The 26,710-nt window shown below is 72.3% G+C and carries 26 protein-coding genes; 19 read left to right on the top strand and 7 right to left on the bottom strand.

All coding sequences use genetic code 11. The features are described 5' to 3' along the window. Positions 1-111 precede the first annotated feature (111 nt). A complete protein-coding gene (locus tag J2X59_RS00640) occupies positions 112-1,437 on the bottom strand; it encodes an MFS transporter (RefSeq protein WP_326495352.1) in 1,326 nt (441 codons plus the stop codon). A gap of 19 nt (positions 1,438-1,456) precedes the next feature. After that, positions 1,457-2,632, bottom strand: a complete 1,176-nt coding sequence (locus J2X59_RS00645; RefSeq protein ID WP_326495353.1) for a zinc-binding dehydrogenase — start codon at positions 2,630-2,632, stop codon at positions 1,457-1,459. A gap of 142 nt (positions 2,633-2,774) precedes the next feature. Between J2X59_RS00645 and J2X59_RS00650 the strand changes: the two genes are divergently transcribed. The 3 genes from J2X59_RS00650 to J2X59_RS00660 all read left to right on the top strand — a co-directional run bounded on the left by J2X59_RS00650 (position 2,775) and on the right by J2X59_RS00660 (position 6,424). Continuing rightward, complete coding sequence (locus tag J2X59_RS00650) at positions 2,775-3,593, top strand: GolD/DthD family dehydrogenase (RefSeq protein ID WP_326495354.1); 819 nt, start codon at positions 2,775-2,777, stop codon at positions 3,591-3,593. 52 nt (positions 3,594-3,645) lie between these two features. Beyond that, entirely contained in the window at positions 3,646-4,611 is a 966-nt protein-coding gene (locus J2X59_RS00655; protein ID WP_326495355.1) for a sugar-binding transcriptional regulator, read from the top strand. 310 nt (positions 4,612-4,921) lie between these two features. Beyond that, positions 4,922-6,424: an MFS transporter gene (locus tag J2X59_RS00660; RefSeq protein ID WP_326495356.1), complete on the top strand. Its 1,503-nt coding sequence runs from the start codon at positions 4,922-4,924 to the stop codon at positions 6,422-6,424. Between the two features lie 209 nt (positions 6,425-6,633). Here J2X59_RS00660 and J2X59_RS00665 read toward each other — a convergent pair whose 3' ends face one another. Continuing rightward, positions 6,634-7,671: a GTP-binding protein gene (locus J2X59_RS00665; protein WP_326495357.1), complete on the bottom strand. Its 1,038-nt coding sequence runs from the start codon at positions 7,669-7,671 to the stop codon at positions 6,634-6,636. Between the two features lie 59 nt (positions 7,672-7,730). On the opposite strand from J2X59_RS00665, the gene ykgO reads away from it, so the two are divergent. Both ykgO and J2X59_RS00675 read left to right on the top strand, forming a co-directional pair. After that, the gene (gene ykgO, locus J2X59_RS00670; RefSeq protein ID WP_058743312.1) at positions 7,731-7,853 is read left to right on the top strand and encodes a type B 50S ribosomal protein L36; all 123 of its coding nucleotides are present in this window, start codon (positions 7,731-7,733) and stop codon (positions 7,851-7,853) included. Between the two features lie 27 nt (positions 7,854-7,880). Next, positions 7,881-8,537, top strand: coding sequence for a histidine phosphatase family protein (locus tag J2X59_RS00675; RefSeq protein ID WP_326495358.1), 657 nt, complete (start codon positions 7,881-7,883; stop codon positions 8,535-8,537). 216 nt (positions 8,538-8,753) lie between these two features. On the opposite strand, the gene J2X59_RS00680 is transcribed toward J2X59_RS00675, so the two are convergent. Beyond that, positions 8,754-10,496 (bottom strand): glycerol-3-phosphate dehydrogenase/oxidase, encoded by a 1,743-nt coding sequence (locus tag J2X59_RS00680; RefSeq protein ID WP_326495359.1) that lies wholly within the window; start codon positions 10,494-10,496, stop codon positions 8,754-8,756. Between the two features lie 229 nt (positions 10,497-10,725). Between J2X59_RS00680 and J2X59_RS00685 the strand changes: the two genes are divergently transcribed. From J2X59_RS00685 to ald, 3 genes are all read left to right on the top strand, one after another. Then, a complete protein-coding gene (locus J2X59_RS00685; RefSeq protein WP_251154656.1) occupies positions 10,726-11,667 on the top strand; it encodes a sugar-binding transcriptional regulator in 942 nt (313 codons plus the stop codon). A gap of 61 nt (positions 11,668-11,728) precedes the next feature. Then, a complete protein-coding gene (locus tag J2X59_RS00690; RefSeq protein WP_326495360.1) occupies positions 11,729-12,733 on the top strand; it encodes an AraC family transcriptional regulator in 1,005 nt (334 codons plus the stop codon). Between the two features lie 141 nt (positions 12,734-12,874). After that, positions 12,875-13,975 (top strand): alanine dehydrogenase, encoded by a 1,101-nt coding sequence (ald, locus tag J2X59_RS00695; protein WP_066655475.1) that lies wholly within the window; start codon positions 12,875-12,877, stop codon positions 13,973-13,975. Positions 13,976-14,122: 147 nt separating this feature from the next. On the opposite strand, the gene J2X59_RS00700 is transcribed toward ald, so the two are convergent. Beyond that, positions 14,123-14,971 carry a tryptophan-rich sensory protein gene (locus J2X59_RS00700; protein ID WP_326495361.1) on the bottom strand — a complete coding sequence of 283 codons (849 nt, stop codon included), beginning with the start codon at positions 14,969-14,971 and terminating at the stop codon, positions 14,123-14,125. A gap of 99 nt (positions 14,972-15,070) precedes the next feature. Here J2X59_RS00700 and J2X59_RS00705 point away from each other — a divergent pair, with 99 nt between their 5' ends. From J2X59_RS00705 to sufU, 6 genes are all read left to right on the top strand, one after another. Then, complete coding sequence (locus J2X59_RS00705; RefSeq protein WP_326495362.1) at positions 15,071-16,054, top strand: magnesium and cobalt transport protein CorA; 984 nt, start codon at positions 15,071-15,073, stop codon at positions 16,052-16,054. Between the two features lie 136 nt (positions 16,055-16,190). Then, positions 16,191-18,311 (top strand): alpha-galactosidase, encoded by a 2,121-nt coding sequence (locus J2X59_RS00710; protein ID WP_326495363.1) that lies wholly within the window; start codon positions 16,191-16,193, stop codon positions 18,309-18,311. A 121-nt stretch (positions 18,312-18,432) separates the two neighbouring features. Next, entirely contained in the window at positions 18,433-19,728 is a 1,296-nt protein-coding gene (locus tag J2X59_RS00715) for a chloride channel protein (RefSeq protein WP_209684972.1), read from the top strand. A gap of 169 nt (positions 19,729-19,897) precedes the next feature. Beyond that, positions 19,898-20,110: an antitoxin gene (locus J2X59_RS00720; protein ID WP_066655469.1), complete on the top strand. Its 213-nt coding sequence runs from the start codon at positions 19,898-19,900 to the stop codon at positions 20,108-20,110. A gap of 98 nt (positions 20,111-20,208) precedes the next feature. Beyond that, positions 20,209-21,504, top strand: a complete 1,296-nt coding sequence (locus J2X59_RS00725; protein ID WP_326495570.1) for a SufS family cysteine desulfurase — start codon at positions 20,209-20,211, stop codon at positions 21,502-21,504. Next, on the top strand, positions 21,501-21,947 hold the full coding sequence (sufU, locus tag J2X59_RS00730) for a Fe-S cluster assembly sulfur transfer protein SufU (protein ID WP_326495364.1): 447 nt from the start codon (positions 21,501-21,503) through the stop codon (positions 21,945-21,947). The genes J2X59_RS00725 and sufU overlap by 4 nt, the downstream gene beginning before the upstream one ends. A gap of 10 nt (positions 21,948-21,957) precedes the next feature. Here sufU and J2X59_RS00735 read toward each other — a convergent pair whose 3' ends face one another. After that, positions 21,958-22,446, bottom strand: coding sequence for an SRPBCC family protein (locus J2X59_RS00735; protein WP_326495365.1), 489 nt, complete (start codon positions 22,444-22,446; stop codon positions 21,958-21,960). 113 nt (positions 22,447-22,559) lie between these two features. On the opposite strand from J2X59_RS00735, the gene J2X59_RS00740 reads away from it, so the two are divergent. From J2X59_RS00740 to J2X59_RS00750, 3 genes are all read left to right on the top strand, one after another. Then, the gene (locus J2X59_RS00740; RefSeq protein WP_326495366.1) at positions 22,560-23,960 is read left to right on the top strand and encodes an LLM class flavin-dependent oxidoreductase; all 1,401 of its coding nucleotides are present in this window, start codon (positions 22,560-22,562) and stop codon (positions 23,958-23,960) included. 61 nt (positions 23,961-24,021) lie between these two features. Further along, positions 24,022-24,516 (top strand): GNAT family N-acetyltransferase, encoded by a 495-nt coding sequence (locus tag J2X59_RS00745; RefSeq protein WP_066655463.1) that lies wholly within the window; start codon positions 24,022-24,024, stop codon positions 24,514-24,516. Positions 24,517-24,603: 87 nt separating this feature from the next. After that, on the top strand, positions 24,604-25,326 hold the full coding sequence (locus tag J2X59_RS00750; RefSeq protein ID WP_209684975.1) for a VIT1/CCC1 transporter family protein: 723 nt from the start codon (positions 24,604-24,606) through the stop codon (positions 25,324-25,326). A gap of 99 nt (positions 25,327-25,425) precedes the next feature. On the opposite strand, the gene J2X59_RS00755 is transcribed toward J2X59_RS00750, so the two are convergent. Further along, positions 25,426-25,881, bottom strand: a complete 456-nt coding sequence (locus tag J2X59_RS00755; RefSeq protein WP_326495367.1) for a VOC family protein — start codon at positions 25,879-25,881, stop codon at positions 25,426-25,428. A 140-nt stretch (positions 25,882-26,021) separates the two neighbouring features. Here J2X59_RS00755 and J2X59_RS00760 point away from each other — a divergent pair, with 140 nt between their 5' ends. Together J2X59_RS00760 and J2X59_RS00765 are read left to right on the top strand one after the other, a co-directional pair. Beyond that, positions 26,022-26,168 carry a hypothetical protein gene (locus tag J2X59_RS00760; protein ID WP_326495368.1) on the top strand — a complete coding sequence of 49 codons (147 nt, stop codon included), beginning with the start codon at positions 26,022-26,024 and terminating at the stop codon, positions 26,166-26,168. A 134-nt stretch (positions 26,169-26,302) separates the two neighbouring features. Then, positions 26,303-26,662, top strand: a complete 360-nt coding sequence (locus J2X59_RS00765; protein ID WP_326495369.1) for a hypothetical protein — start codon at positions 26,303-26,305, stop codon at positions 26,660-26,662. Positions 26,663-26,710: the final 48 nt, after the last annotated feature.

Genomic DNA, 26,710 nt, shown 5'->3' on the forward strand with positions numbered 1-26,710 from the left:
GGTCAGGATCGGGTCGGACGACCGGGTGCGTCGGTCGGGTCGGAGGGGACGGGTCGGGGGACCGGGCGGCGGCGGGACGGCCACCGCCGCCCGGGGTCGGCTCGGCGGGCCTCAGCGGGTGCCGCGGTGCGGGCGTCCCTGGGGCACGTCGAGGAAGTGGATCATCACGAAGGCGCAGGCGTAGAGGCCGACGAAGGTCCAGGTCACCGCCTGGCCGCCGCCGCCGAGCGCGAAGACCGCGGCGACGACGCCGGTGCCGAGGAACGCCGCGCCACCGGCAGCGGTGGTGTACATCGCCATCGCGGCACCCTTGTGCTCCGGGGCGAGCGCGGGCATGATCGCGCCCATCGGGACGAAGCCGGCGAGCAGGCAGCCGAACACGCAGCCGGCGACGACCGAGAGCACGTAGCCCCAGTCGGAGCCCGCGGGCACGAGCTGCGGCACGTACCACCAGGCGACGAGCCCGGTCGCCGAGCCCACGATGCCGAACCACTTCACCGTGCGCTGCCAACCGATCCGGTCGCCGACCCATCCGAACAGGGCGTTGACCAGGATGTTCGTCGCGTAGACGCAGACGGTCATGAGCAGCCAGCGGCTCTGGCCCCACCCGCGGTCGTTCGCGATGATCGCGGGCAGCACGACGAACATGCCGAACTCGGGCGCGGTGTTGATGAGGCGGACGAGGAAGCCCATCAGGATCTTCGGCCGGGTGGCGGTGAGGCGGATCCCGCTCGTCATCACGCGCCAGGCGCTCTCACCGGCGGGTGCGATCCGCGTGAAGCCGTTGGGCAGGCGGACGCCGAACAGCATGATCAGGAAGCCCACGACCACGAGGCCGATCGACGCGACCATCGCGCCCGCCTCGCCGACCGTGCCGCCGCCGAACACCGGGATCGCCCCGATGGCGAACAGCGAGCCGAGGGTCGGCAGCCCGCCGGTGAAGGCGACGTAGAACCAGCCGACGGCCGAGCCGTTGCGCTCCACCGGCGTCGTGATGTTCACCCACACCAGGAAGGCGAACGCGAACAGCGGGTAGCCGAAGCCGCGCAGGGCGTACGCGACGGCGGCGAACGGCACGCTCTGCACGTCCAGGGCCAGCAGGAACAGCACCTCGAAGACGACCCAGACGGCGAAGCCGAGGATCATCACCCGGCGCGGACCGACCAGGTCGGACAGGGCGCCGGAGACGTAGCTGCCGATCAGGGCGGCGAGGCTGTAGAACGTCACGATCGTCGCCACGGTGGCCTCGGGGCTGCCGAGCACCGCGACCATGTGCGGGGTGATGAAGTTCGACTCGACGCCGTTGCCGGTCATGAAGACCAGCACGGCGACGAAGCCGAGGGCGAGCGGACGGGGGATCCCCATCCGGTCCAGCCGGCCCTCGGACCGGCCGGCGGGGGGCGTGGAGGCGGTGGTGCGCGCGGTCGTCGTCGACATCGCGGGGACTCCTCGGGTGTCAGGCCCGCGCGGCGGACGTGGACGGCGCGGACGTGGTCGGTGCGGACAGCGACGGGATGATGGACACCTTGACGGACGCACCGGCGGAGTCGCCGACCAGGTCCAGTGCCTGCTGGAAGTCCTCGAGCGGGAACTGGTGCGTGCAGATCTCGTCCATCGGCAGCGTGCCGGACTCGAGCAGCTTGATCGCCGCCGGCCAGGTGTTCGGGCCGAGGTGTGCACCGCGGACGTCGAGCTCCTTGTCGTCGGAGATGATCGACCAGTCGACGGAGACGGCGTCCTTGAAGACCGAGTACTCGACGAACGTGCCGAGCTTGCGGAGCAGGTTCAGGCCCTGCGGTACCGCGGACGGGTGGCCGGTGGCCTCGATGTAGACGTCGGCACCGTAGCCGTCGGTGAGCTCCTTCACCCGGGCGACGGCGTCCTCGTGCGCGATGTTGATCGTCAGGTCGGCACCGACCTTGCGGGCGAGCGCGAGCTTCTCGTCGACGACGTCGAGCGCGATGATCCGCAGCGGGTTCTTCTGGCGGGCGCCGGCGATCGCGGAGAGACCGATCGGGCCGGCGCCGGCGATGACGACCGTGTCACCGAACCGGATGTCGCCGCGCTCGACGGCGTGGAAGGCGCAGGAGAGGGGCTCCGCGAAGGCGGCGACCTGGCCCGGCAGCGCGCGGTCGACCGGGTGCGTCAGGGCGCCGCTCGGCACGAGCACGTACTCGGCCATCGCGCCGTCGAAGCCCTTGAAGCCGAACATGTCGTGGACGTTGCACATCCAGTAGGCGCCCTCGAGGCAGTAGCGGCACTCCCAGCACGGCACGATCTGCTCGCAGGCGATGCGGTCGCCGAGTGCCACACCACGCTTCGCGAGCGCGTCGTCGGCGCCGGCGACGATCGTCCCGACGAACTCGTGGCCGGGGATCCGGTCGGCTTCCGCCCATGCCGGGCGGTTCTCGTCGCCCCAGAACTTCGCCGCGCCGTGGTAGCACTTCAGGTCGCTGGCGCAGATGCCGACGGCGTCGGTGCGGAGCAGGAGCTCACCCGGCCCGGGCTGCGGGACCGGACGGTCCTCGAGTCGGTAGTCGCCCGGACCGTGGACCACCACGGCACGCATCGTGGTCGGGATCTCGCGGTGCGCGTCGCCCTGCGCCGGGGTCTCGGTCGTCGTCGTCGACATGAGCTGGTCCTCCGTTGGTCAGCCGGGCGGTGTGCCCGTTCCGATGGTTCGGCGACGACTGTACACGGTCGGGAACAGATGTCCAGAACACAATTTCTGCTATCGTTCCGACACCACGACCGCGCATCGCAAGGGAGCGACCATGACCACCGCCACCGAGACCGACCTCGCCGCCGCACTCCGACCGGGCCCCGACGCCGTCGACCTGACGAACGACCTGACCGGCCGAACGGCGGTCGTCACGGGTGGGGCGTCCGGCATCGGCAACGCGATAGCCCACGCCTTCGCGTCGCGCGGAGCCCGGGTCGCGATCGTCGACGTCCGGACGGACGCCTCGGCCGCTGCAGCCGCCGGGCTGCCCGACGTCCCCACCGGTGCGCACCTCGGGCTCGCCTGCGACGTCACGGACGACGCCTCCGTCTCGGCGGCGGTCCAGCAGGTCGTCGACGCCGCCGGGTCGATCGAGGTGCTGGTGAACTGCGCCGGCATCGTCGCGCTCGACGCAGCGCAGGACCTGGACGGCGGCGCGTGGGCGCGCACGCTCGACGTCAACCTGACCGGGACCTTCCGGCTGGCGCAGGCGGTCGGGCGGCACATGCTCGCGGCGGGCAGCGGTCGGATCGTGAACATCGCGTCGCAGGCGGCACACGTCGGCCTCGACCGGCACGCGGCGTACTGCGCGTCGAAGGCCGGCGTCCTCGGGCTGACCCGGGTGCTCGCGCTCGAGTGGGGCGGACGCGGGGTCACGGTCAACACGGTCTCGCCGACCGTCGTGCTCACCGACCTCGGCCGGGCGGCCTGGGCGAACGAGGCGGGTCTCCGCCACCAGGACGAGATCCCGACCGGTCGCTTCGCCACCCCCGCCGAGATCGCCGCCGCGGTGCTGTTCCTGGCGAGCGACGGTGCCGCGATGGTGAACGGCGCCGACCTGCGGGTGGACGGCGGGTTCACGATCCGGTGACCCCCGGTCGGACTACGATCCGAGTGTCCGACCGATCCGAAGGGTCCGCAGCATGTCCTCCGAGAGCACCACCGGCGCCGAGGGGGCCCGGGCCCGCTTCCCGCTCGACACCGTGTACCAGGCGGCGCGGATGTACTACCTCGAGGACGCCACTCAGGTCGAGATCGCGTCGCGCCTGGGGGTCTCCCGTCCCACGGTCAGCCGTCTCGTCGCCGAGGCCCGCCGCGCCGGACTCGTCCGGATCGACGTCGTGGACCCCTTCCAGGACGAGACCGTCGCACTGGCCGAGCGCCTGCAGGTCGTGCTCGGACTCCGAGCCGTGCACCTGGCCGCCGTGACGCACCAGGCGACGCTCGGCGCCGACCTGGCCGCCCCCATCGCGACCGCGGTCGAGGGCATGGGGCTCACGCCCGGCGACGCCGTGCTGATGTCCTCCGGTCGCACCGTGTACGACGTCGCACACGCCGGGATGCCACCGCTGGCCGGGGTCCAGATCGTTCCGACGGTGGGCGGCCAGGCGGACCCGATGCCCTGGTTCCAGACGAACGAGATCACGCGGACCGCCGCGGAGCACTCCGGTGCGATCCCGGCGTTCCTCTTCGCGCAGGCCCTGCCGTCCGCCGCGATGCGCGCCACCCTCGACGAGGACCCCGCCTTCCAGCACGTGGTCGGGTTGTGGGGGCGGGCCAAGGGTGCGATCCTCGGCGTCGGCGCACCGACCCCGACCCGCGACGCGCTGGCACGGGGGATCCCGGTCGAGGACGCCGTGTTCGACCAGGCCGCCGGTGACGTCTGCCTCAACTTCTTCGCCGCAGACGGCTCGCCGATCGAGTTCCCCGGCAGCGAGCGCATGGTCCGGACCTCGCGCGAGGTCCTGGCCGGCGTCCCGCACGCGGTCGGTGTGGCCGTGGGGGCGGCGAAGGTGCCGAGCATCGTCGGCGCGGTCCGCGCCGGCATGGTCAACGAGTTGGTGACCGACGCCGCGACCGCGCGCGCCCTGCTCGACGCGCTCGTCTGACCCCCGACGGCACCACCCGCGACAGCGCCACCGGCGGACGGGGAGCGCGCTACGGACGGGAGGCGCGGCGCGGTCCGGCACCGTGCCTCCCGTCCGCCGGTGGCACGTCCCTGCACGCCGTTACCGTTCCGTGACACTGTGCACCCGCCGGCGCGCATCGCCGCAGGCGTGCGGATCGGGCGGGACCCCCGTCCGGGTGACACGCCGTTCCCTGTGAATCCCGTGGCAGCGACCGACCTCGCGCTCCCTAGCGTTGCTGGCTGTTCCGGGCCGGTACCGATCGGCCTGCCCCACCACGAGGAGATCGCGAATGGGTTCCGACCCCAGCAGTACCGACACCCGGCCACCCCGACGTCTGCGGGTCAGCGACGTCACGGTGGTCGACCGGAGCATGATGCGCCGGGCCGTCAGCGGCATGGTCGTCGGCAACACGATGGAGTGGTACGACGTCGGGGTCTACGGCTACCTGGCGGTCACGATGGGCCGGGTGTTCCTGCCCACGGCCGAACCGTCGGTGCAGATCCTGTTCAGTCTCGGGGTGTTCGCGGCGACCTACGTCGCGCGGCCCCTCGGCGGGATCGTGTTCGGGCGGCTGGGGGACCGGCTCGGACGACAGAAGGTGCTCGCCACGACGCTGATCCTGATGGCGTCGTCGACCTTCCTCATCGGGGTCCTGCCTGCGTGGTCGACCATCGGTGCGGTCGCTCCGGTGGTGCTCGTCGTGCTGAAGCTCGCGCAGGGGTTCTCGACCGGTGGTGAGTACGCCGGGGCCACCACGTTCGTGACCGAGTACGCCCCGGACCGTCGGCGCGGCTTCTTCGCGAGCATCCTCGACTTCGGCAGCTACATGGGATTCGCGCTCGGTGCGACCGTGGTGACCGTGCTGCAGGTGACCCTGGGCGAGGAGACGATGACCGCCTGGGGCTGGCGCCTGCCGTTCCTGCTCGCCGGCGTGATCGGTGTCGTCGCGATCTGGTTCCGCCTGCGCATCGAGGAGTCGCCGGTGTTCCAGGCGACCCAGGCCGCGCAGGAGGCCGCCGCGTCGGACCGCGAGGCCGCAGCGGGCGGCCGACCGGCGAACGTGCTCGTCATGGTGCGCGACCACTGGCGCCCCATCGTCATCGCGATCATGCTCGTCGGCGCATCGAACACGGTCGGCTACGCGCTGACCTCGTACATGCCGACGTACCTCACCGACTCGCTCGGCTACTCCGCGATCGACGGCACGCTGCTCACCATCCCCGTGCTCGTGCTGCTCGCCGTGATGCTGCCGGTCGCCGGACGGCTGTCCGACCGGATCGGTCGCCGCACCGTGATGTGGATCGGCGCCGGGACGACCGTCGTGCTCGCCGTCCCCGCCTTCCTGCTCATCGGGCACGGCGCGCAGTGGTCGACCCTCGCCGGCCTCGGGCTGCTGGCGCTGATGACCGCGCTGTGGGTGTCGAACCAGGCGGCGTCGCTGCCGGCGCTCTTCCCGACGTCGACCCGGTACGGCGGCATGGGCTTCGCCTACAACATCGCCATCGCGGTGTTCGGCGGGACGACGCCGCTCATCGTGCAGGCACTCCTGACCGTCACGGGGGACCAGCTGGCGCCCGCGTACTTCCTCGTCGCGATGAGCGTCGTCGGAGCGTTCGGTGTGTTCTGCATGCGGGAGTCGTCGCAGCGCCCGTTGCCGGGGTCGATGCCCGCGGTGGAGTCCGAGGACGAGGCTCGCGAGCTCGTCCTCACGCAGGACACGAACCCGAACCTCGACCTGGGGGACCTGCCGTTCGCGGCGCAGGACCGGGCGGAAGCAGCCGCCGAGCGCTGACGGTGTGCGGCTCGCCCGGGTGACCGGCTCCCGGCGCCCGATGCGCGGTGCCAGGTTCGCGACGTTGCACGTGTCGATCGACGCGTGCAACGTCGCGGTTCGCGCGTCACCCGCGTCTTCCGGGATTCCCACGTCCCTGGCGATCAGTGCCTCCGCCGTCGGTGCCGGCGCCGGCGTCCGCGCCCGCGGCGGTCGACTGTCCGGGGCGCTCAGTCGTGCCGGTGCTCGTGCGACGGATCGAGCGCCGGCCACACCGGGAACGGGTCCGGCCACCGACGCCACACGTCGGGCCCGGCGAGCAGTTCCTCCGGGGTGAGGAGCGCACCGTCCAGCGCACGTTCGACGGCGTGCACGTCGAGGCGCTCGCCGACGAACCAGATCGCCTGACCGACCGGTGCGTCCTCGTCCCACGACGGGTTCGCGGTCGGGTCGAGCGCCAGCATCGCGCCGAAGCTCGACCACGAGCCGACGTGGTCCGGCCGTGACGCCAGTCGGAAGAACCCCTTCGAGCGGAGCACCCGGCCGTTCGCCCCCGCCGCGAGGTCGTCGGCGATGACGTCGGCGAGCCGCCCCGGGTGGAACGGCAGGGGCTCGCGGTACCGCACGGTCACCAGGTCGTCCCGCGGACCGCGCCCGGTGTCGGTCCGGCCGGAGTCGGACGACAGGGCGCGCATCCACCCGGCCCCCGAGGCCAGCAGCCGTGCTGCGCCGCCGTTGGACGCCGGCAGGTCGAGGGCGCTGCGCACGGCGGGTGCGGCGACGATCACCGCGTGCGGTGCCATGCGGTGGAGGAGGGACACGAGGGCGCGACGTCGTCGCCCGGACAGCGGCTCGACCCGGTCGAGCGCGATCACCGTGGCGTACTCGACGACGGAGACCACCCGCTCGGCCGCGACGAAGGCGTCGTCCACGTCGGACCAGAGCAGGTGGGCCACGTCGTCCGCGCGGAGCACGGCGACCACGTGGCGCAGGATCCGATCGTCCCCGGTCTCCGAGCGCGCGGCGTTCGCGAGCATCATGCCGACCGCGCGGACGTCGACCTCGGGCGCCAGCGTCACGACGAGGTCGTGGTCGGCATCGGGTCCGCACACGCGGTCGAGCTGGTCGCGCCGCGCGGCGATGCCCCGGGCCGCGGCGAGGGCGTTGCCGGCGACGTGCATGCGGTGGCCGCTGCTGATCCTGCCGGCGACGCGGACGGCGTCGGCATCGTGCAGGGCGGTGACGAGGGTGATTGCTGCGGGGCGCATGTCGAGTACCCTACATGACAACCGTTCTCAACAAGGAGCCGGTGCAGGAAGGAGACCCCGTGAAGGTCCGCAACTCGCTCAAGGCGCTCAAGAAGATCCCCGGCTCGCAGATCGTGCGTCGCCGCGGTCGCGTGTACGTCATCAACAAGCGCGACCCGCGCTGGAAGGCCCGCCAGGGGTAGGTCACCGGCCGTCCGTAGGGTGGGGTCATGCGACTCCTGCTCATCCGGCACGGCCAGACCCCCGCGAACGTGAACGGTGTCCTCGACGCCGAGGTGCCCGGGCCCGGGCTCACCGAGCTCGGGCAGCAGCAGGCGGACGCGCTGCCCGCGGCCCTGGCCGACCGCGGGATCGAGCGGCTCTTCGTCTCGTCCATGGTCAGGACGCAGCACACCGCCGCGCCCCTCGCTGCCGCGCTCGGGCTCGAACCCGTCGTGCTGCCGGGGCTCCGTGAGATCGCGGCGGGCGACCTGCAGGGCAAGCGCGACCGGACCTCGGTGCAGCTCTACATCTCGACCGTGCACGGCTGGTCGGCGGGCGACCGCGCGGGCCGGATGCCCGGTGCCGAGAGCGGCGACGACTTCTTCGCGCGCTACGACGACGCCGTGCGGCAGATCCTCGGGACCGGGGTCGAGGTCGCGGCTGCCTTGAGCCACGGCGCGGCGATCCGCACCTGGGCCAGTGCGGTCGCGCAGAACACCCCGGACGAGTTCGGCACGAAGCGGCACCTCGAGAACACCGGGATCGTCGAGGTCGAGGGGTCCTTCGAGGACGGCTGGCGCCTGGTCGACTGGGAGGGCGAACCTGTCGGCGGCGAGGACCTCATCGACCGGACGGCGCAGGACCCCACCGGCGACGCGTTCTGACGGCCGAGCCGCGCCCGAGAAACCGGCGTCGACTCGAGACGCCCGCAGCCGAGCAAGACGCCGCCGGAACCGGCGGCGTCTCGCCGGGACGGCGGCGTCTCGCCGGGACGGCAGCGTCTGGTGATCCGACCGGTGCGCGGGTGCGTGACCACGCGACGGACGGGAGGCGCGGTGCCAGCCGGCACCGCGCCTCCCGTCCGTCTGCGCTCGCGTGGACTACGCGGGCTGTGCCGTCGTGTGCAGCGGCACGATCACGCCGTGCGACTCGCGCAGGACGTCGAGCGTGCGCTGGACCTCGTCCGTGCGCTCCTCGGTGTCCCAGCCCAGGGTGTCGGCGAGCACGTCCGCCAGCTCGTCGAGCAGGTCGATGGTGACGCCGCCGACGAAGGCGAGGTTCGTGCGTCGGAGCACCACGTCGACCAGGTGGACCGCCTGCTCGTGCTGCGCGAAGTACGCGACCTCGGCCCGCGTGAGCGAGGGGTCGGACTCGAGGGGCTCGACCGGGCCGTCGGTGAGGACGTCCACGACCTCGGCCGCACGGGTGCCGTAGCGCTCGAGCAGCCCCTCGACGACGGACTCGTCGAGGCCGTCACGGTGCGACTTGATCCACAGCGCCCGCTGCGCGTCGGTCGTCGGGAAGTCCTTGCCGCCGCCGATCGCCATGCCGGTCGTGTCGACCTTCCGGGCGGTGCCGAGCTTCGTGGTGACGTCGCTCGACAGGTGCGCGGCCAGGGCGCGGAACGTGGTCCACTTGCCACCGACCAGGCTCAGCACCGTCGTGTCGGGGAGGCCGGCGATCGGGGTGTCGACGATCCGGTAGTCGCGGGACACGAAGCCGGGGGCGGTGTCCTCGTGGCGGGGGAGCGGTCGGATGCCCGAGTAGCTGTAGACGATGTGGTCGCGGGTGACCTCGATCTGCGGGAAGACGTGCTTCACCAGGCCGAAGAAGTAGTCGATCTCCTCCTCGGTCGTGGTGACCGGCTTCGACGGGTCCGCGTCGATGTCCGTCGTCCCGATGAGCACCCGGCCCTTGAGCGGGTAGATGAGGACGATGCGGCCGTCGTTGTTCTCGAAGAACAGCTCGCGGCCCTTGGTCGCCTCGAGCAGCTCGTCGTTCTTGACGACGATGTGGGAACCCTTCGTCCCGCCCATGAACTTCGTCTCGCCGCCGAAGGCCTGGTTCGTCAGGTCGGTCCAGGGGCCGGACGCGTTCACGACGACGTCGGCGGTGAACACGAAGTCCTCGCCGGTCTCCAGATCACGCAGGACGACGCCACCGTCACGGGTGCCGGCTGCCTCGACGTAGTTGACGGCGCGGGCGGTCGCGGCGCTGCCGGTGCCCTGCGCGGCGGCGAGGCCGTCCTTGAGCACGTCGAGCGCCAGGCGCTCCGGCTCGTGCACCGAGGCGTCGTAGTAGGTGCCCGTGTACTTGAGGTCCTTGTTGAGCGCCGGCATGTCGGCGAGCGCGGCCTTCTTGGTGAGGAAGCGGTGCTTCGGCACCGAGCCGCCGTCACGCGAGAAGGAATCGTAGATCGTCATGCCGATCTTGATGAGCGCGGCACCGCGCTCCTTGGTCGAGCGCTGCTTGTGGGTGAGCATGCGCAGCGGAGCGTTCATGATGCCGGAGAACGTCGAGAAGATCGGCATCGTGGTCTGCAGCGGCTTCACGTAGTGCGGAGCGATGCGGATCAGGCCGTTGCGCTCCTGCACGCTCTCGCGCACGAGACGGAACTCGCCGTTCTCGAGGTACCGGATGCCACCGTGGATCATGTGGCTCGACGCGGCCGAGGCCCCGCCGGCGTAGTCGCCGCGCTCGACGAGCACGACATCGACCCCCTGCAGGGCGAGGTCGCGGAAGGTGGCGATGCCGTTGATGCCGCCACCGACGATGAGGACCTGTGCGTTCGGGCGCTCGGTGAGCGCGCTGACCGTCTTCCGGGGCTGCGTCTTCTTCGACATGGTGCGTCGCTTCCTTGGTCGGTTCCGTGGGACTCCTCCGATGGTGCGCCTGTGTGGGAGGGCGGGCAACTTGCGTGCACGAACGTGCAGCACACGTGTCGATCGGGTCGGCGGGCCGGCTCCCGACGCCGCTGCGGGTGCGGGGGCGACGGCCGGGAGGCGCGACAGGGGTTGCAGAGGCCCTGCACGTCCGTGCATGCTCGGTTCCGTGAGTGACGCAGCGCAGCCGATGCGAACGCAGCAGGCGCTGCGCGCCGCGCACCTGTACTACCTGCAGGACCTGACGATGGACGCCATCGCCGACGAGCTGGGGACCTCGCGGTCGTCGGTGTCGCGCCTCCTGAAGTACGCCAGGGACACCGGGCTGGTGGACATCCAGATCCGCTCGCCCCTCGACCAGGCCGCCGCGCTCAGTCGCAACATCCGCGCGCGGTTCGGCGTCCACGCGCACGTCGTGCCGGTGCCGGACCACACGAGCGACGTGGACCGGCTGGAGCGGGTGGCGCTGTCCGCGGCGCGCATCCTGACGCAGTACGTCGAGTCGAACATGGTGATCGGCATCTCGTGGGGATCGACCGTCAGCGCGGTGAGCCGCTACCTGGTGCCGAAGACGACGCACGGGTCCACCGTGGTGCAGATCAACGGCGCCGCGAACACCCGCACCACGGGCATCGTCTACGCGTCGGAGATCCTGCGCCGGTTCGGCGAGGCGTACGGCGCGTTCGTGCAGCAGTTCCCGGTGCCGGCGTTCTTCGACGACCCGGCGACGAAGGAGGCGCTGTTCCGCGAGCGCTCGATCCGCCGCGTCCTCGACCTGCACGAGCGGATGGACCTCGTCGTGTTCGGCGTCGGTGCTCCGCAAGCGCCGGTGCCGTCGCACGTGTACTCGGGCGGGTACCTCGACCCGTCCGACCGCGACGAGCTCACCGAGGCCGGCGTCGTCGGGGACGTCTCGACCGTGTTCTACCGCGCCGACGGCTCGTGGAAGGACATCGGCGTGAACGCCCGGGCAGGTGCGCCGGACCTCGACACGATCAAGCGGGCGCCGCGTCGGGTCTGCGTGGTCGCCGGGCGCTCGAAGGCGGCGTCGCTCAAGGGGGCGCTCGCGGCCGGGCTGGTCACCGACCTCATCCTGGACGAGAGCGTCGGGCAGGCGATCCTGCAGCCCTGACCGCTCCGCCTGGATCAGGTGCCGACCTACTTTGTCGGTGGTGCCCCGTAGGTTCTGGTGCATGGTGCCTTCTCAGGAGAACCCCGATCGGGTGGAGTCCGACGGCGCCGTCCCGGCGGCACCTGCGACCGCGACGGACGGCCGCTCCTTCCGCCGCATCGCCGGCACCGACGTGGATGAAGCCCTGTCGTTCTTCACCGGCGACTACGACTTCCGGGCGCCCCGGGTCCGACGGACCCGGCAGCGTCCCCAGTGGGACTTCGCGGGGGTGAGCGACGGGCTGCTGTCCCTGCGGACGGCCCGGTTCCTCGTCGACCTGCGGACCGAGAGTGTCGTGGACGACCAGGTCCTCGTCGCGTGGTTGCGGTCCGGGTCCAGTACCCTCACCTTCGGCGGCCGGAGCATCGACCTCGAGCCCGGCGTGCCCGTGGTCCTGCCCGATGCGTACGAACTGCACCACCGCGACATCGGGCTGAACCTGGTGCAGCTCGACAAGGCGCACGTCAGGTCGCTCGTGGGCGATGCCGACTTCACGTTCGACGCGATGCACCGTCCGACCGCCGACGGCGTGCGCACCTGGCAGTCGGTCGTGCGCGCGCACTCGTCGACCTGGTTGCACAGCGACAACGACCTCAGCCCGGCGGCACGGCGCGGGGTCGTCGACGCCTTCGTGACCGCGGCGGTCGACGCCTTCCCGCACCGCGAGCGCTGGCAGTCGACGGTCACCGGCAACGGTCCGGAGCACGCCCGACTGCGGCTGGCGCTCGAGTACGTGCACGCCCACGCGCGGGACGCCATCGGGACCGCCGAGATCGCTGCGGCGGCCGGGCTCAGTCCGCGTGGGCTGCAGCAGTCACTCCGGCGGCACCTCGACCAGACGCCGGGTGACCTGCTGCGCAGCGTGCGGCTCGACGGCGCCCGAGGGGACCTGCTCCGCGGTGACCGCGACGGCACCAGTGTGGCGGACATCGCTCGCGCCTGGGGGTTCGGGCACCTCGGCCGGTTCTCGGCGACCTACCGCGCCCGCTTCGGCGAGCTGCCGAGCGAGTCGCTCCGCACGCACTGACCAGCCGGGACGTGCGCGGGCCGAGCCGAATCTCGTGCGACCGTATCGGCGGAAACCGTGCAGATGTTCGGCGGAAACGCGTCCGAAACGAACTCCGGCGCATCGTGGAGGCGTCCTGCACCGCCCACGAAGGAGTCCGTGATGCTGATCGGCGTCCCCACCGAAGTCAAGAACAACGAGTACCGCGTCGCGGCCACGCCGGCGGGTGTGGGTGAGCTCGCGCTGCACGGTCACCGCGTGCTCGTGCAGGCCGGCGCCGGAGCCGGATCGTCCTTCTCGGACGACGAGTACCGGGCTGCGGGAGCCACCGTCGTCGGCACGGCCGCCGAGGTCTGGGAGCAGGCGGAGCTCGTCCTCAAGGTGAAGGAGCCCGTCGCCTCCGAGTACCCGTCGATCCGTCCGGGACAGGTGCTCTTCACCTACCTGCACCTCGCTGCCGACCGGCCGCTCACCGACGCGCTCGTCGCCTCCGGTGCGACCGCGATCGCCTACGAGACCGTGCAGCTGCCGGACCGGTCGCTGCCGCTGCTCTCGCCGATGTCCGAGATCGCCGGGCGACTCTCCGTGCAGGTCGGCGCCGATCAGCTCATGCGCACGAAGGGCGGCCGCGGACTGCTCCTCGGCGGGGTCCCCGGCACGCCGCGCGGCCGGGTCGTCGTCATCGGCGGCGGGGTCGCGGGGGAGCACGCCGCGACCATGGCCCTCGGGCTCGGCGCCGAGGTCACGGTGTTCGACATCAGCCTGCCGCGGCTGCGTGCGCTGGACGCCCGGTTCGACGGTCGGATCACGACGCTGCGGTCGTCGTCGCACGCGATCGCCGATGCGCTGCGCGAGGCGGACCTCGTCGTGGGGTCGGTGCTCATCCCCGGTGCCTCGGCGCCCAAGCTCGTGACCGACGCCATGGTCGCGGACATGCGGCAGGGGTCGGTGCTCGTCGACATCGCGATCGACCAGGGCGGCTGCTTCGAGGGCTCGCGGCCGACCACGCACGACGACCCGACCTTCCGCGTGCACGACGCCGTCTACTACTGCGTCGCGAACATGCCGGGTGCCGTCCCGCGCACCAGCACGATCTCGTTGACGAACGCGACGCTGCCCTACGCTCTCGCGATCGCCGACCAGGGGTGGGAGCGGGCCACCGAGGTCGACCCGGCCCTCGCGAAGGGCGTGAACGTGCACGCCGGCCAGGTCGTGAACGAGGCCGTCGCGGCCGCGCACGGCCTTGCGGCCGCCGCGCGCTGACGCGCCGGCGCCGCGCGTCGCCGCTGCGCCACCGCGGCCGAGGCAGCGAGACTCGGCCTGGCGGACACTTTCGCGGCTGGAACGCTACGAAAGTGTCCGCCCAGCCGAGTCTCGCGGCGGCGCCGCGCGGGCGGCCGCCGGGCGCGGCTACGCCGCGCGGGCCGCGGCCGCGGCGCCGGCCGCGCCGCGCGCCCCGCGCGAGCGCGCGGCCCAGCCGACCCGGGCGCGCACCACGAGGGTGACCACGACCGCGGCGGCGATCGCCACGACGGCCGTGACCGCCGTCGGCACGGACACGAGCGGCCCGTCGAGCCGTCCGACCGCGACCCACGCGAGACCCCAGGACAGCGCCGCGGTCGGTGCGAGTCGTCCGCCGCCCCAGATCGCCAGGAGCACCCCGACGAGCCCGGCGACCGCGGCGACGAGCACGCCCCAGGCGTCCTGCCCGAGTCCGAAGCCCCGGAAGCCCGCGGCCGTCAGCACCGCAGCGGTGTTGGCCGCGGTCGCGACGCAGACCCACCCGAGGTAGAGCCCGAACGTCCCGTCGGTCACGATCGCCTCGACGGCACCCGAGGGACGCGTCCGCCGCAGCACCGCGAACGCCCAGACCAGGACGCCGAGCAGCGCGACGATGATCGGCTCGCTCGCCCACAGGAACCCGAACTGCACGGACAGGATCCAGGCCGCGTTGAGCAGCAGCGACAGCACCGCGGGGAGGAACAGGCGCTCGTGGCGCTCGTCGTCGGCGGTGCGGAAGAACTGCCGCACCGTGTAGGCGATCAACCCGACGTAGACGACGCTCCAGATCGAGAACGCGGGGCCGGCCGGTGCGATCGCGGTCGACGACGCCGAGAGTGCACCGCCGGCTGCTTCGGCGATGGGGGTCCCGCCCGCTGCGCCCGAGCCGACGAAGGCGCCGACCACTGCCACCACAGCGCTCACGGCGACCGCGATGCGCTTCCAGATCTTCTTCATGTCCGCTCCGTTCGTCAGCATGCTGATGACCCGTACGGTAGGCCCGTGCCGTCGCGTCGGACGCAGCCGACGTCCAGGTGGCCGGGGGACGGGCCGACGGGCGGTGCGTACGGTGGCATCGTGACCGTCGAGCTCAACACCGTCTACGTCGACCGCATCGCCCCGATAGCCTGCCCGTCGCTCGACGACACCTTCCGGATGATCGGCGAGCAGGGCGCCAGCGCGTGCATCGTGCTGCACCGCCCCGACGCCGAGGAGCTCGGGGACGTCGCTGTCGCCCTCGGGCTGCACGAGCTCGCGGTCGAGGACGCCGCCGAGGGGCACCAGCGCCCGAAGCTCGAACGCTACGGCTCGACGCTCTTCACGGTGCTGAAGCCGGCGGTCTACCACGACGGCCCGGAGGAGGTGGAGTTCGGCGAGGTGCACGCCTTCGTCGGGCAGGACTTCTTCCTGGCGGTCGTCCCGGCGGACCCACGTGGCGCGCAGGCCGTCCCGCACGCGCTCCGACGGCTCAGCGGCAAGCCGGCCCTCGTGACGGCGGGACCGCAGGCGCAGCTCTGGGCGCTCATGGACTCGATCGTCGACGGCTACGCACCGGTGATCGACGGCCTGGAGGAGGACATCAACCAGATCGAGGACCAACTGTTCTCCGGGGTGGCGGGGGTGTCGAGGCGCATCTACGAGCTGTTCGGCGAGGTCGTCGACTTCCAACGCGCGGCCCGTCCGCTCATCGGCATCATCGAGAACCTGCACCGCGGCGCGGAGAAGTACCACCTGCCGGTGGAGCTGCAGCGCCGCTTCCGCGACGTCCTGGACCACGTCATCCGCACGGTCGAGCGACTCGACACCTTCCGACAGCTGCTGCAGAACGCGCTGACGGTCGACTCGACCCTCGCCGCGCAGAAGCAGAACGACGACACGAAGCGCATCTCGGGCTGGGCGGCGATCCTGTTCGCGCCGACGCTCATCGCGGCGATCTACGGGATGAACTTCACGCACATGCCCGAACTGTCGTGGACGTGGGGGTACCCGCTGTCGCTCGTCGCGATGATCGCCTTCGCCGCGATCCTGTTCGTCGTCTTCAAGGTGAAGCGCTGGTTCTGACGACCCACCGTCCCGGACGGCCCGGCCCCGCCGGTTCCGCGGACCCTCGCGCGTCGTGTTGCGCAGCACGCGCCGCGCCAGCCAGGCTCGTCGTGCCCACGACGCACAGGCGTCGACGACGCCGACCGGAGCAACGATGCCCACCACCACGAACGACCTCGTCCACCTGACCGCCGGTGGGGTGTCCGTCGTGCTCGACTGCCGCGACGGCGCGCTGCCCGCCGTCGTGCACTGGGGCGCTGCCCTCGGGCCGCTCGCCCACGACGAGCTCGTCGCCCTCGCGGACGCCGACGTGGCCCCGGTCGCGAACAACGAGGCCGACGTGCCCGTCCGCCTCGCACTGCTGCCGGAGCCCCACCGCGGGTGGACCGGTCGCCCCGGGCTCTCCGGCCACCGTGGTGGTCGCGACTGGTCACCGGCCTTCACCGTCACGGCGATCGACGTCGACGACACCCACGTGACCGCCGAGGCCGAGGACACCACCGCGGGCCTCGCCGTCCGCGTGACGCTCGAGCTGCTCGTGTCCGGCCTGGTGCGCGCCCGCGCCGCCGTCACGAACACCGCCGTCGGCACCTACACGGTGGACGACCTGACCGTGGCGCTGCCCGTGCCCTCCCGCGCCCGCGAGGTCCTCGACTTCGCCGGCCGCTGGGGCAAGGAGCGCACCCCGCAGCGTCGCGAGCTCGTCGTCGGCACGCACGAGCGCGACAGCCGCAAGGGTCGCACCGGAGCGGACGCCGCGACCGTGCTCAGCGTGGGGGAGCCCGGATTCGGGTTCGCCCGCGGTGAGGTCTGGGGCGTGCACACCGCGTGGAGCGGGAACCACCGTCACTTCGCCGAGCGGCTCGCGACCGGGCGCCAGGTGGCCGGTGGTGGCGAGCTCCTGCTCCCCGGCGAGGTCCGCTTGGACACCGGCGAGACCTACGAGGGCCCCTGGGTGTACGGCGCGTGGGGTGACGGCCTCGACGACCAGGCCCGCCGGTTCCACCACTGGCTCCGCAGCCGCCCGCAGCACCCGTCGACCCCGCGGCCGGTGACGATCAACGTCTGGGAGGCGGTCTACTTCGACCACGACCTCGCCCGCCTCACCGACCTCGCCGAGCGGGCCGCCCGGCTCGGCGTCGAGCGGTACGTGCTCGACGACGGCTGGTTCCGCGGTCGCCGTGACGACCACGCCGGTCTCGGTGACTGGTACGTCGACGAGGACGTCTGGCCGGACGGCCTCGGTCCGATCGTCGACCGTGTCCGTGCCCTCGGCATGGAGTTCGGGCTGTGGTTCGAGCCCGAGATGGTGAACGAGGACAGCGACCTCGCCCGGGCGCACCCGGAGTGGATCATGCAGGCGGACGGCCGGCTGCCCGTCCGCTCGCGCGACCAGCAGGTGCTCAACCTCGCGATCCCGGAGGCGTACGCGTACGTGCTCGAGCGGATGACCGCGATCATCGGCGAGTACGGCGTCGACTACGTCAAGTGGGACCACAACCGCGACCTGGTCGAGGCCGGGCACCCGGGCGGCGGGGCAGCCGTGCACGAGCAGACCCTCGCCACCTACCGCCTGATGGCGACGCTCAAGGAACGCTTCCCGGGGCTCGAGATCGAGTCGTGCTCGTCCGGCGGTGCGCGTGTCGACCTCGCGGTGATCGAGCACACCGACCGCGTGTGGGTGTCCGACGACATCGACCCCTTCGAGCGTCAGCAGATGCACCGCTGGACGCAGCAGCTGCTGCCGCCGGAGCTCCTCGGCGCGCACGTCGCCAGCGGGGTGAACCACACGACGGGCCGCTTCCACGACGTGTCCTTCCGTGCGGGCACCGCGCTGATCGGGCACTTCGGCATCGAGTGGGACCTCGCGCAGGCCACCGCGGACGAGGAGCGCACCCTCGCGTCGTGGATCGCGCTGCACAAGGAGTGGCGCGCACTCCTGCACGGCGGCCTGCTCGTCCGCGTCGACGAGGTCGACCCCACGCGCCTGGTCTACGGCGTGGTCGCCGAGGACCGCCGCCAGGCCGTGTTCTTCGTCGCGAGCACGGGCCGGTCCGAGGTGTCGGGCATCGGGCGCGTGGTCCTCCGTGACCTCGACCCGGACACGCGGTACCGCGTCGACCCGGTCCTGGTCGGTGAGGACCACGAGGTCCGGGCGCCCGACTGGTGGGCCGGCGACCGCGTCTTCAGCGGCCGCGTGCTCGAGCAGGTCGGCCTGCAGCCGCCGCTCCTGCCGGCCGACCGGGTGGTCCCCTTCCGCGTGACGGCCGTCTGACCGCGACGCGACCAGCAGCCGGACGGGAGGCCCGTGGCGGCCCCGCCACGGGCCTCCCGTCCGTCCACGGGTGCCGTCGGCCGTCCGTGGGCCGGTCCCGATCGCCGCTAGGCTTCCGGTCATGCCGCAGACCGGGAACGCGACACGCACGACCACGCCGGTCTGGGCCCTCAAGCTCGCCGTGATCACCGGGCTCGTCGGCATCGCCGGCGGCGTCGCGGGCATCTCGGTGTGGCTCGCCCTGCAGGCCATCCAGTTCGTCGCCTTCGGGTACCCGTTCGGCGGGCACCGCGAAGCGGCCGATGCGCCCTCCGGGCTCAACCGCTTCCTCGCGCTCGCCGCGGCCGGCGTGCTCACGGGCGTCGCGTGGTGGGCGCTCCGGCGGTGGGCGAAGCCCGTGGTGTCGGTGACCGGCGCGGTCGACGGCAAGCGGATGCCGGCGCTCGCCACGGTCGCGAACGCCGCGGTGCAGATCCTGGCCGTCGGGCTCGGCGCCTCCATCGGCAAGGAGGTCGCGCCCCGCGAGATCGGTGCCTGGCTGTCCCAGCTCGTCACCGCTCGTGCCGGCCTGACGGGGCGCGAGACGCGCATCCTCGTCGCCTGCGGTGCTGCTGCCGGCCTCGCGGCGGTGTACGACGTGCCGCTCGGTGGCGCGCTCTTCGCGGTCGAGGTGCTGCTCGGTGAACTCACGTTCGCGACCGCACTGCCGGCCTTCGCGACGAGCGCGATCGCCGCGTTCACCGCACGGCTCGTGATCCCGGACGAGGTGCTCTACGACGTGCCCGCGATGCACCTGTCGCCGTCGCTGCTGGTCTGGGCGGTCGTCGTCGGGCCGCTGCTCGGCTTCGCGGGCGTCGGCTTCGTGAAGCTCACGAACCGGCTGCAGGCCACGGCGCCGAAGGGGTGGCACCTGCTCGTCGTGCTGCCCGTCGTCTTCGCGATGGTCGGGCTCATCGCCGTGCCGTTCCCGGAGATCCTCGGCAACGGGCGCGCGCTCGGCCTCGTCGCGATGAACGCCACGACCGAGGCGCCGACGTTCGCCGGGCTGTCACCGATCGTGTTCCTGCTCCTCCTCGGCGTCATCCGCACGATCACGACCTCGGCGACCATCGGAGCCGGTGCGGTCGGTGGCACGCTGACGCCCTCGATCGCCGTCGGCTCCGCGGTGGGCGCCGCGCTCGGCGGCCTGTGGGTGCTGCTCTGGCCCGCTGACGGCTCGAGCCTGGCGGCGTTCGCGTTCGTCGGCGCGGCGGCCTTGCTGGCGACCACGATGCGGGCGCCGTTCACCGCGCTCGTGCTCGTCGTCGAGTTCACGCAGGAGGGCACGGACATCCTCATCCCGTCGCTCCTGGCGATCACGGGCTCGGTCGCGGTCTCCTACCTGCTCGCGCGGCGACGCAGCGCGCAGATGGTCTGAGTCGTCCGTCCGGACCGGGTCGGGCCGGCCGCGACTCCGGGCCGGCCGCGACCCGGACAGGCGCCGGAGCCGCGACACCGGGCCGGCCCACCCGGACAGGCGCCGGGGCCGCGCCTACCATCGGCGGCAGGTCGGGGCGACGGGCCCCGCACGAGGTGAGGAGCCGTCCATGGCGGGGTTCGACGACATCACGAAGAAGGCTCAGGAGCTCCTGAAGGACGGCAAGGTCCAGGACGCCCTGAAGAGCGAGAAGGCCGAGGACGTCAGCGACAAGGTCCTGGGCGGTGTGGCCGACGCGGTGAAGAAGGCCACGGGCGGCAAGTACGACGACAAGATCGACGCCGCACGCGAGCAGGCCGACAAGCGCATCGGCAACGAGTAGCGGCCGGCCTGCCTGCGTCCCGCCGCCGTTCCGGCTCCTTGTCCGCTGCAGGCGATTGGACGCACGGGGCGGGACCGACCACGATTGACCGCGTGACCGTGCTCGCCCCGAACCAGCCGCTGACCGAGTCCGAGGTCGCCGCGATCAAGCGGGACTTCCCGATCCTCCAGCAGGAGGTGAACGGGCAGCCGCTCGCGTACCTCGACTCCGGCGCGACGGCCGAGCGGCCGCGGCAGGTGCTCGACGCCGAGCGACGGTTCCTGGAGCACGACAACGCGGCCGTCCACCGCGGTGCGCACACGCTCGCGGCCCTGAGCACCGACGCCTACGAGGACGCACGGGCCACGGTCGCCGGCTTCGTCGGGGCGTCGTCGCCGTCCGAGGTCGTCTGGACGGCGAACGCCACCGACGCGCTGAACCTCGTGGCGTACGGCATCGCCAACGCCAGCCGTGGACGCGGGGGAGCGGCGGCGGAGCGCTTCCGCATCGGCCCCGGCGACGAGGTCCTGATCACCGAGGCCGAGCACCACGCCAACCTCGTGCCGTGGCAGGAGCTCGCCGCGCTCACCGGTGCGACCCTGCGCTGGGTCCCGGTGGCCGACGACGGCACCTGGACCGCCGAGGACGCGGTCTCCCGGATCACCGAGCACACGAGGATCGTGGCGTTCGCGCACGTCTCGAACGTCACCGGCATGGTCGCGCCCGTCGCCGCGGTGGTGGCAGCGGCCCACGCGCACGGCGCCCTCGTCGTCCTCGACGCGTGCCAGTCCGCGCCGCACCGGCCCCTCGACGTGCAGGAGCTCGGCGTCGACTTCGCCGCGTTCTCCGGGCACAAGATGCTCGGGCCGAACGGCATCGGCGTCCTGTGGGGTCGCGGGGAACTCCTCGACGCCCTGCCGCCGTTCCGCACCGGTGGGTCGATGATCACGACCGTGACGATGGAGTCGTCGGAGTACATGCAGGCGCCCGAGCGCTTCGAGGCCGGGACGCAGCCGGTGTCCCAGGCCGTCGCACTCGCCGAGGCGGTCCGCTACCTGCAGGGCATCGGCATGGAACGCGTCCGCGCCCACGAGGAGCACCTCGCCCGCCGGATGCTCGACGGTCTGGCGGCGGTGCCGGGCATCCGGGTCGTCGGCCCGCCCGCCGGGGTGCCGCGCTCCGGACTCGTGTCCTTCGACGTCGACGGGGTGCACGCCCACGACGTCTCGCAGTACCTCGACGCGCAGGGCATCGCGGTCCGGTCCGGGCACCACTGTGCCCAGCCGCTGCACCGTCGGCTCGGACTCGTCGCGACCAGCCGGGCGAGCACCTACGTGTACACGACCGAGCAGGACGTCGATCGCTTCCTGACCGCCGTCGGCGAGGTCCGCGGGTACTTCGGAGCGGCCTCGTGAACGGCCTCGACTCCCTCTACCAGCAGGTCATCCTCGACCACGCGAAGGCGCGGCACGGCGACGGCGTGCTCGACGGCGCCGACGCGTCGCACTTCGAGCGGAACCCCACCTGCGGCGACGAGATCACCGTCAGCGTGCGGCTCGAGCCCGGGTCGGACCGCATCGCGGCCATCGGCTGGCAGGGCGACGGGTGCTCGATCTCGATGGCCTCGGCGTCGGTGCTGACCGACATGGCCGTCGGCCGGACCGTCCCGGAGCTGCTCGAGCTCACCGAGTCCTTCCGCACGATGATGCGGTCGCGCGGGGCCGGGGAGCCCGACGAGGACGTCCTCGAGGACCTCGTCGCCTTCCACGGCGTCTCGAAGTTCGTCATGCGGGTGAAGTGCGGGATGCTCGCCTGGGTGGCTGTCGAGGCTGCCGTCCGCGAGGCCACCGCGGTCTGAACCGGTCCGGTCAGCTCCCAGGAGCGGCACCGACGTGTGCGAGCACGACCGGGTCGCTGCACCCCCGGGCGAACCCGGCGATCCGTCGGTCGATGTCGCGTTGCAGGACGAACGCGCCGATGCGCTCGGCCAGCGGTGCGAGCCAGGCGGGTCGGCACGTGAAGTTGTAGCGCCACACCGCCAGCGTGCGGCCCGGCTCGCCCTCCACCGGCGTGAAGCGCCACCCACCGCCCATCTTCTCGAAGAACCACGAGCCCTTCGTCATCTTCATGCCGACGTTCGAGGGCGGGTTGTACGAGACGTACTCGCTCTCCATCCGCAGGCCCGAGCGCTGCACCGTGAAGGTCCGGACGCCCTTCGCCGGCGCGTCGACGCCGATGAGGTGCTGTCGACGGATGAAGGGGTCCCAGCGCTTCCGGACCGGTCCCTGCACCTGCGACACGGCGAAGGCGACCTCGACGGGGACGGGGACGACGCAGCGGGACTCGACGACGGGCACGCCGCCATGCTGCCACGCGAGATCGACTCAGGTCTGCGGCGCCGTGCGTCGGGCGGGCGTCACACGGCGTCACCTCACGTGACGCGTCGGGCTGCTGGACGTAGCTTCGCCGCGTGACCTCGACGAACGAGACCCGGCAGATCCGCTTCAACGCGTTCGACATGAACTGCGTCGCGCACCAGTCCTCGGGGCTGTGGCGCCACCCCCGCGACCGTTCGCGGCACTACAACGACCTGTCGTACTGGACGGACCTGGCGCAGCTGCTCGAGCGCGGGCGCTTCGACGGCATCTTCATCGCCGACGTCCTCGGCACCTACGACGTGTACGGCGGGACGAACGAGGCCGCGCTCCGCACCGGTTCGCAGGTGCCGGTGAACGACCCGATCCTGCTCGTCTCCGCGATGGCCGCCGTGACGGAGCACCTGGGCTTCGGGATCACCGCGGGCACCGCCTACGAGCACCCGTACCCGTTCGCACGGCGCATCTCGACGCTCGACCACCTGACGAAGGGCCGCATCGGCTGGAACGTCGTCACCGGGTACCTGCCGAGCGCCGCGCGCAACATGGGGCAGACCGACCAGCTCTCCCACGACGACCGCTACGACGTCGCCGACGAGTACCTCGAGGTGCTCTACAAGCTGTGGGAGGGCTCGTGGGAGGACGACGCCGTCGTCGAGGACCGCGAGACCGGTGTCTTCACCGACCCGTCGAAGGTGCACCCGATCGAGCACCACGGCACGCACTTCGACGTGCCCGGCATCCACCTGACCGAGCCCTCGGTCCAGCGGAGCCCCGTGGTCTACCAGGCGGGCGCCTCGCCCCGCGGCATCCGCTTCGCCGCTGAGAACGCCGAGGCGGTCTTCGTCGGCGCGCCGACCATCCCGCAGCTCGCCGCGACCGTCGGCAGGATCCGTGACGCCCTGGAGGCCGCTGGTCGCGACCGCTACGCCGCCCGCGTCTACACGCTGCTCACCGTCATCACCGACGAGACCGACGAGGCAGCCCGGGCCAAGTACCGCGACTACCGGTCGTACGCGTCGGCCGAGGGCGCGCTCGTGCTCAACTCCGGCTGGATGGGCGTCGACCTGTCGCAGTACGACCTGGACGAGCCGCTCGGCAACATCGAGTCGAACGCGATCCAGTCGGCGGCGGCGAACCTGTCCGCGGCGACGGGGGAGGACGGGTCGAACTGGACGGTCCGGGACATCGCGGAGCACACGGCGATCGGCGGCCTCGGTCCGGTCGCCGTCGGTTCCGGGGCGACGATCGCCCAGCAGCTGATCGACATCCAGGAGCAGACCGACGTGGACGGGTTCAACCTGGCGTACGCGGTGACCCCCGGCACGTGGGAGGACGTCATCGAGTTCGTCGTGCCCGAGCTCCGCGCGCGAGGTGCCTACCCGGACGAGTACGTCGAGGGGTCGCTCCGTCACAAGCTGCACGGCCGCGGCGACCGGCTGCCGGAGGAGCACCGCGGAGCCCGGTACCGGGTCGGCTCGCGGGCGACCGTCTGACCGATCGCGCGGCGGGCTCCGACCTGACCGCCGGTCGGGGCGTGCGACGTATGGTGGTCGGGTGATCGGGTCGTCCTTCGTCGTGCGCACCGCGGACGACGAAGCGACCGCGGCCGCGTGCATCGCGCTCTGGGTCGCCGCCGTCGCGGACCGGGACGGGGTGCCGGCCTCCGACGCCGTGCGCGCACGTGCGCACGAGAAGTTCGCCGCGGAGCGGGTGGCCCTGGTGGTCGCCGACGACGGCGGCGCCCCGCTCGGGTTCGCCCTCGTCACCGCACCCGGCACCGGCGGCGCGCCGAGCGACGGCGCGTACCTCAGCCTCCTCGCGGTCGCGCCGGCGGCACAGGGTCACGGACTCGGCCGTCGACTGCTCACCGCCGCGGTGGACGCCGCCGCAGCCGCCGGGCACGACCGGTGCGAGCTGCACGCGCTGGACGACAACGCACCCGCCCTCGCGCTCTACACGAGCGCGGGCTTCCGACCGGTCGGTGACCCGTTCCCGCACGCGCTGAACGGCCGTCCGACCCGGGTCTGGCAGGCGGCCTCCGTTCGGTGAGGTGAGGCTCACCTCACCACGAAAGCCCTGATCAGGCTTGCCTCACCTTGCTGGCGCGAACCGCTCCGGAGTGGTTCGATGGCCGTCATGTCGACCGCTTCGGACCTCTCGCTCCCCACCTCCGAGCACGACGACGCCACCAGCGCCGCGCGGCTCAACTGGCTCCGGGCCGGGCTGCTCGGCGCGAACGACGGCATCGTGTCCGTCGCGGCCGTGCTCGTCGGGGTCGCCGGAGCCGGCGCGGGCACGGGGCCGATCGTCGCCGCCGGCACCGCGGCGCTCGTCGGCGGGGCGATCTCGATGGCCCTCGGCGAGTACATCTCGGTGAGCGGTGCCCGCGATGCGCAGCGCACCGGGCAGGCCGCCGAGCAGGCGAAGCTCGAGGCCGACGCCGAGGACGCCCCGGCGCTCGCGGCGCACTACCGGTCGCTCGGGGTCGAGGGGGACGTCGCGGATGCCGTCGCGCGGGAGCTGACGCGGCCCGAGGTCCGTCGTCGCCGCGCCGAAGCGGCCCTGCACGACGCCGAGGACGAGATCGTCAGCCCCTGGCGTGCCGCCTGGGTGTCGGCGGCGACCTTCACGGTCGGCGCACTGCTGCCGTTCCTCGCGATGCTGCTCGCGCCGGAAGCCCTCCGCGTGCCGGTCACCGTGACCGCCTCGCTCGTCGCGCTCGCCCTGACCGGCACGACCGGTGCGGTGCTCGGCGGTGCCCGTCGGGGTCGCGCGGCGCTGCGGGTGGTCGTCGGCGGGGCGCTCGCGCTCGCGGCGACCTACGTGGCCGGGGCGCTGCTCGGGACGCACGCGCTCTGACCGGACGGGCACGGTCGCGTCTGCGATCGCGATCAGCGACCACTCGCGTCAGGGCGATGCGCTCCCGGGAGCGATCCGAGGCCGTCCCCGCTCATGGCGTCAGGGAAGCTGCGGTGGGGCGATCAGTTCGAGGAAGCCGCCGAGCGCACCCTCGAGGTAGATGATCCGTGTGCCGGTCCGGGCGCCACTGGTCATCTCGTGCGGTTCCCCGACGGGCCGCCAGCCGTGTGCTGCGCAGAGGTCGAGCACGCGGTCGAGGTCCGACACGGTCAGCGCGATGTGGACCGTGCCGGTGTGCGCGGGGGAGTCGGATGCTCGACCCGAGCGGGGAGGGTCGTACTGCAGCAGTTCGATCCGTTGGTCCCCGAGCGTGACCGTGGCTGCACGGATGGTGGATCCCCGGACACCGGTGGTCGCAGTCGTGGTCCGCGTGTCGAGCGTGAAGGTCCGTTCGAGCGCGAAGCCGAGACCGGAGCACCACAGCACCAGCGCGTCGTCGAGGTCGTCCACGGTGAGCCCGGCGTGAGCGACGTCCGAGACGAGTGGTGCTGTCATCCGATCAGTATCGCGCTCCACCGGACAGCTCGGCCCACGGGCACTGTCGTCGCGATCACGACGTGCGAGCAACCGGAGCCGAGGGGCGCGGAACGACGACCTTCGTCGCACCGGGAGTACGTGGTCGAGGAGAGGGCGGGATGCTCCTCGCTGCCGTGGTCGAGGACCTCGGACCGCCCGGCCTGGAGCGCACGCTCCCGTCGACCCGAGATGCGCACGGTCTCTCCGCGCAGTTCGGCTTCGCACCGTCGGCTGACCCGTCCGAGCTCATGGTGCGCGTCCGGTGATCGATGGTCCAGGGCCACGGGTGTGAGGTGGACGCATGCAGATCGGAGAAGCCCTGTTGCCCACACGGTCCGCGTCGGTCGTTGCCGGGTTCTTCGACCGACTCGGGTGTGAGGTCGAGCGGGACGGTCCGAGCGTGACCGTGGCCATCGGCCTGAGCCGGCTGCGCTTCGTGGAGAGCGACTTCGAGGGCGCGCACCACCTCGCGTTCACCATCCCGACCGGGTCGTTCGACCTGGCCCGCCGGTGGCTCGGACAGCGCGTGCTGCTCCTGTCGGTCGACGATCGGACGGAGTTCGGAGGACCCCCGTCGTGGGACTCGCGGTCGATGTACTTCGACGGCCCTGATGACCAGGTGCTGGAACTCATCGAACGTCGAGCCCTGCCTCCCCGAGAGGTGGAGTCCTTCGCCGCTGCCGATCTCGTGTGCGTGAGCGAGATCGTCACGGTGCGGACACCGCCGTCACGGTGCGCACCTCCGTGCAGCAGGAGGTGACGCTCGGTGCTGGGAAACGCCTCCGGCCCGTGACTGCTGGTCTCGGCG

Source organism: Curtobacterium sp. 260 (assembly GCF_030803485.1).
Classification (GTDB): Bacteria; Actinomycetota; Actinomycetes; order Actinomycetales; family Microbacteriaceae; genus Curtobacterium.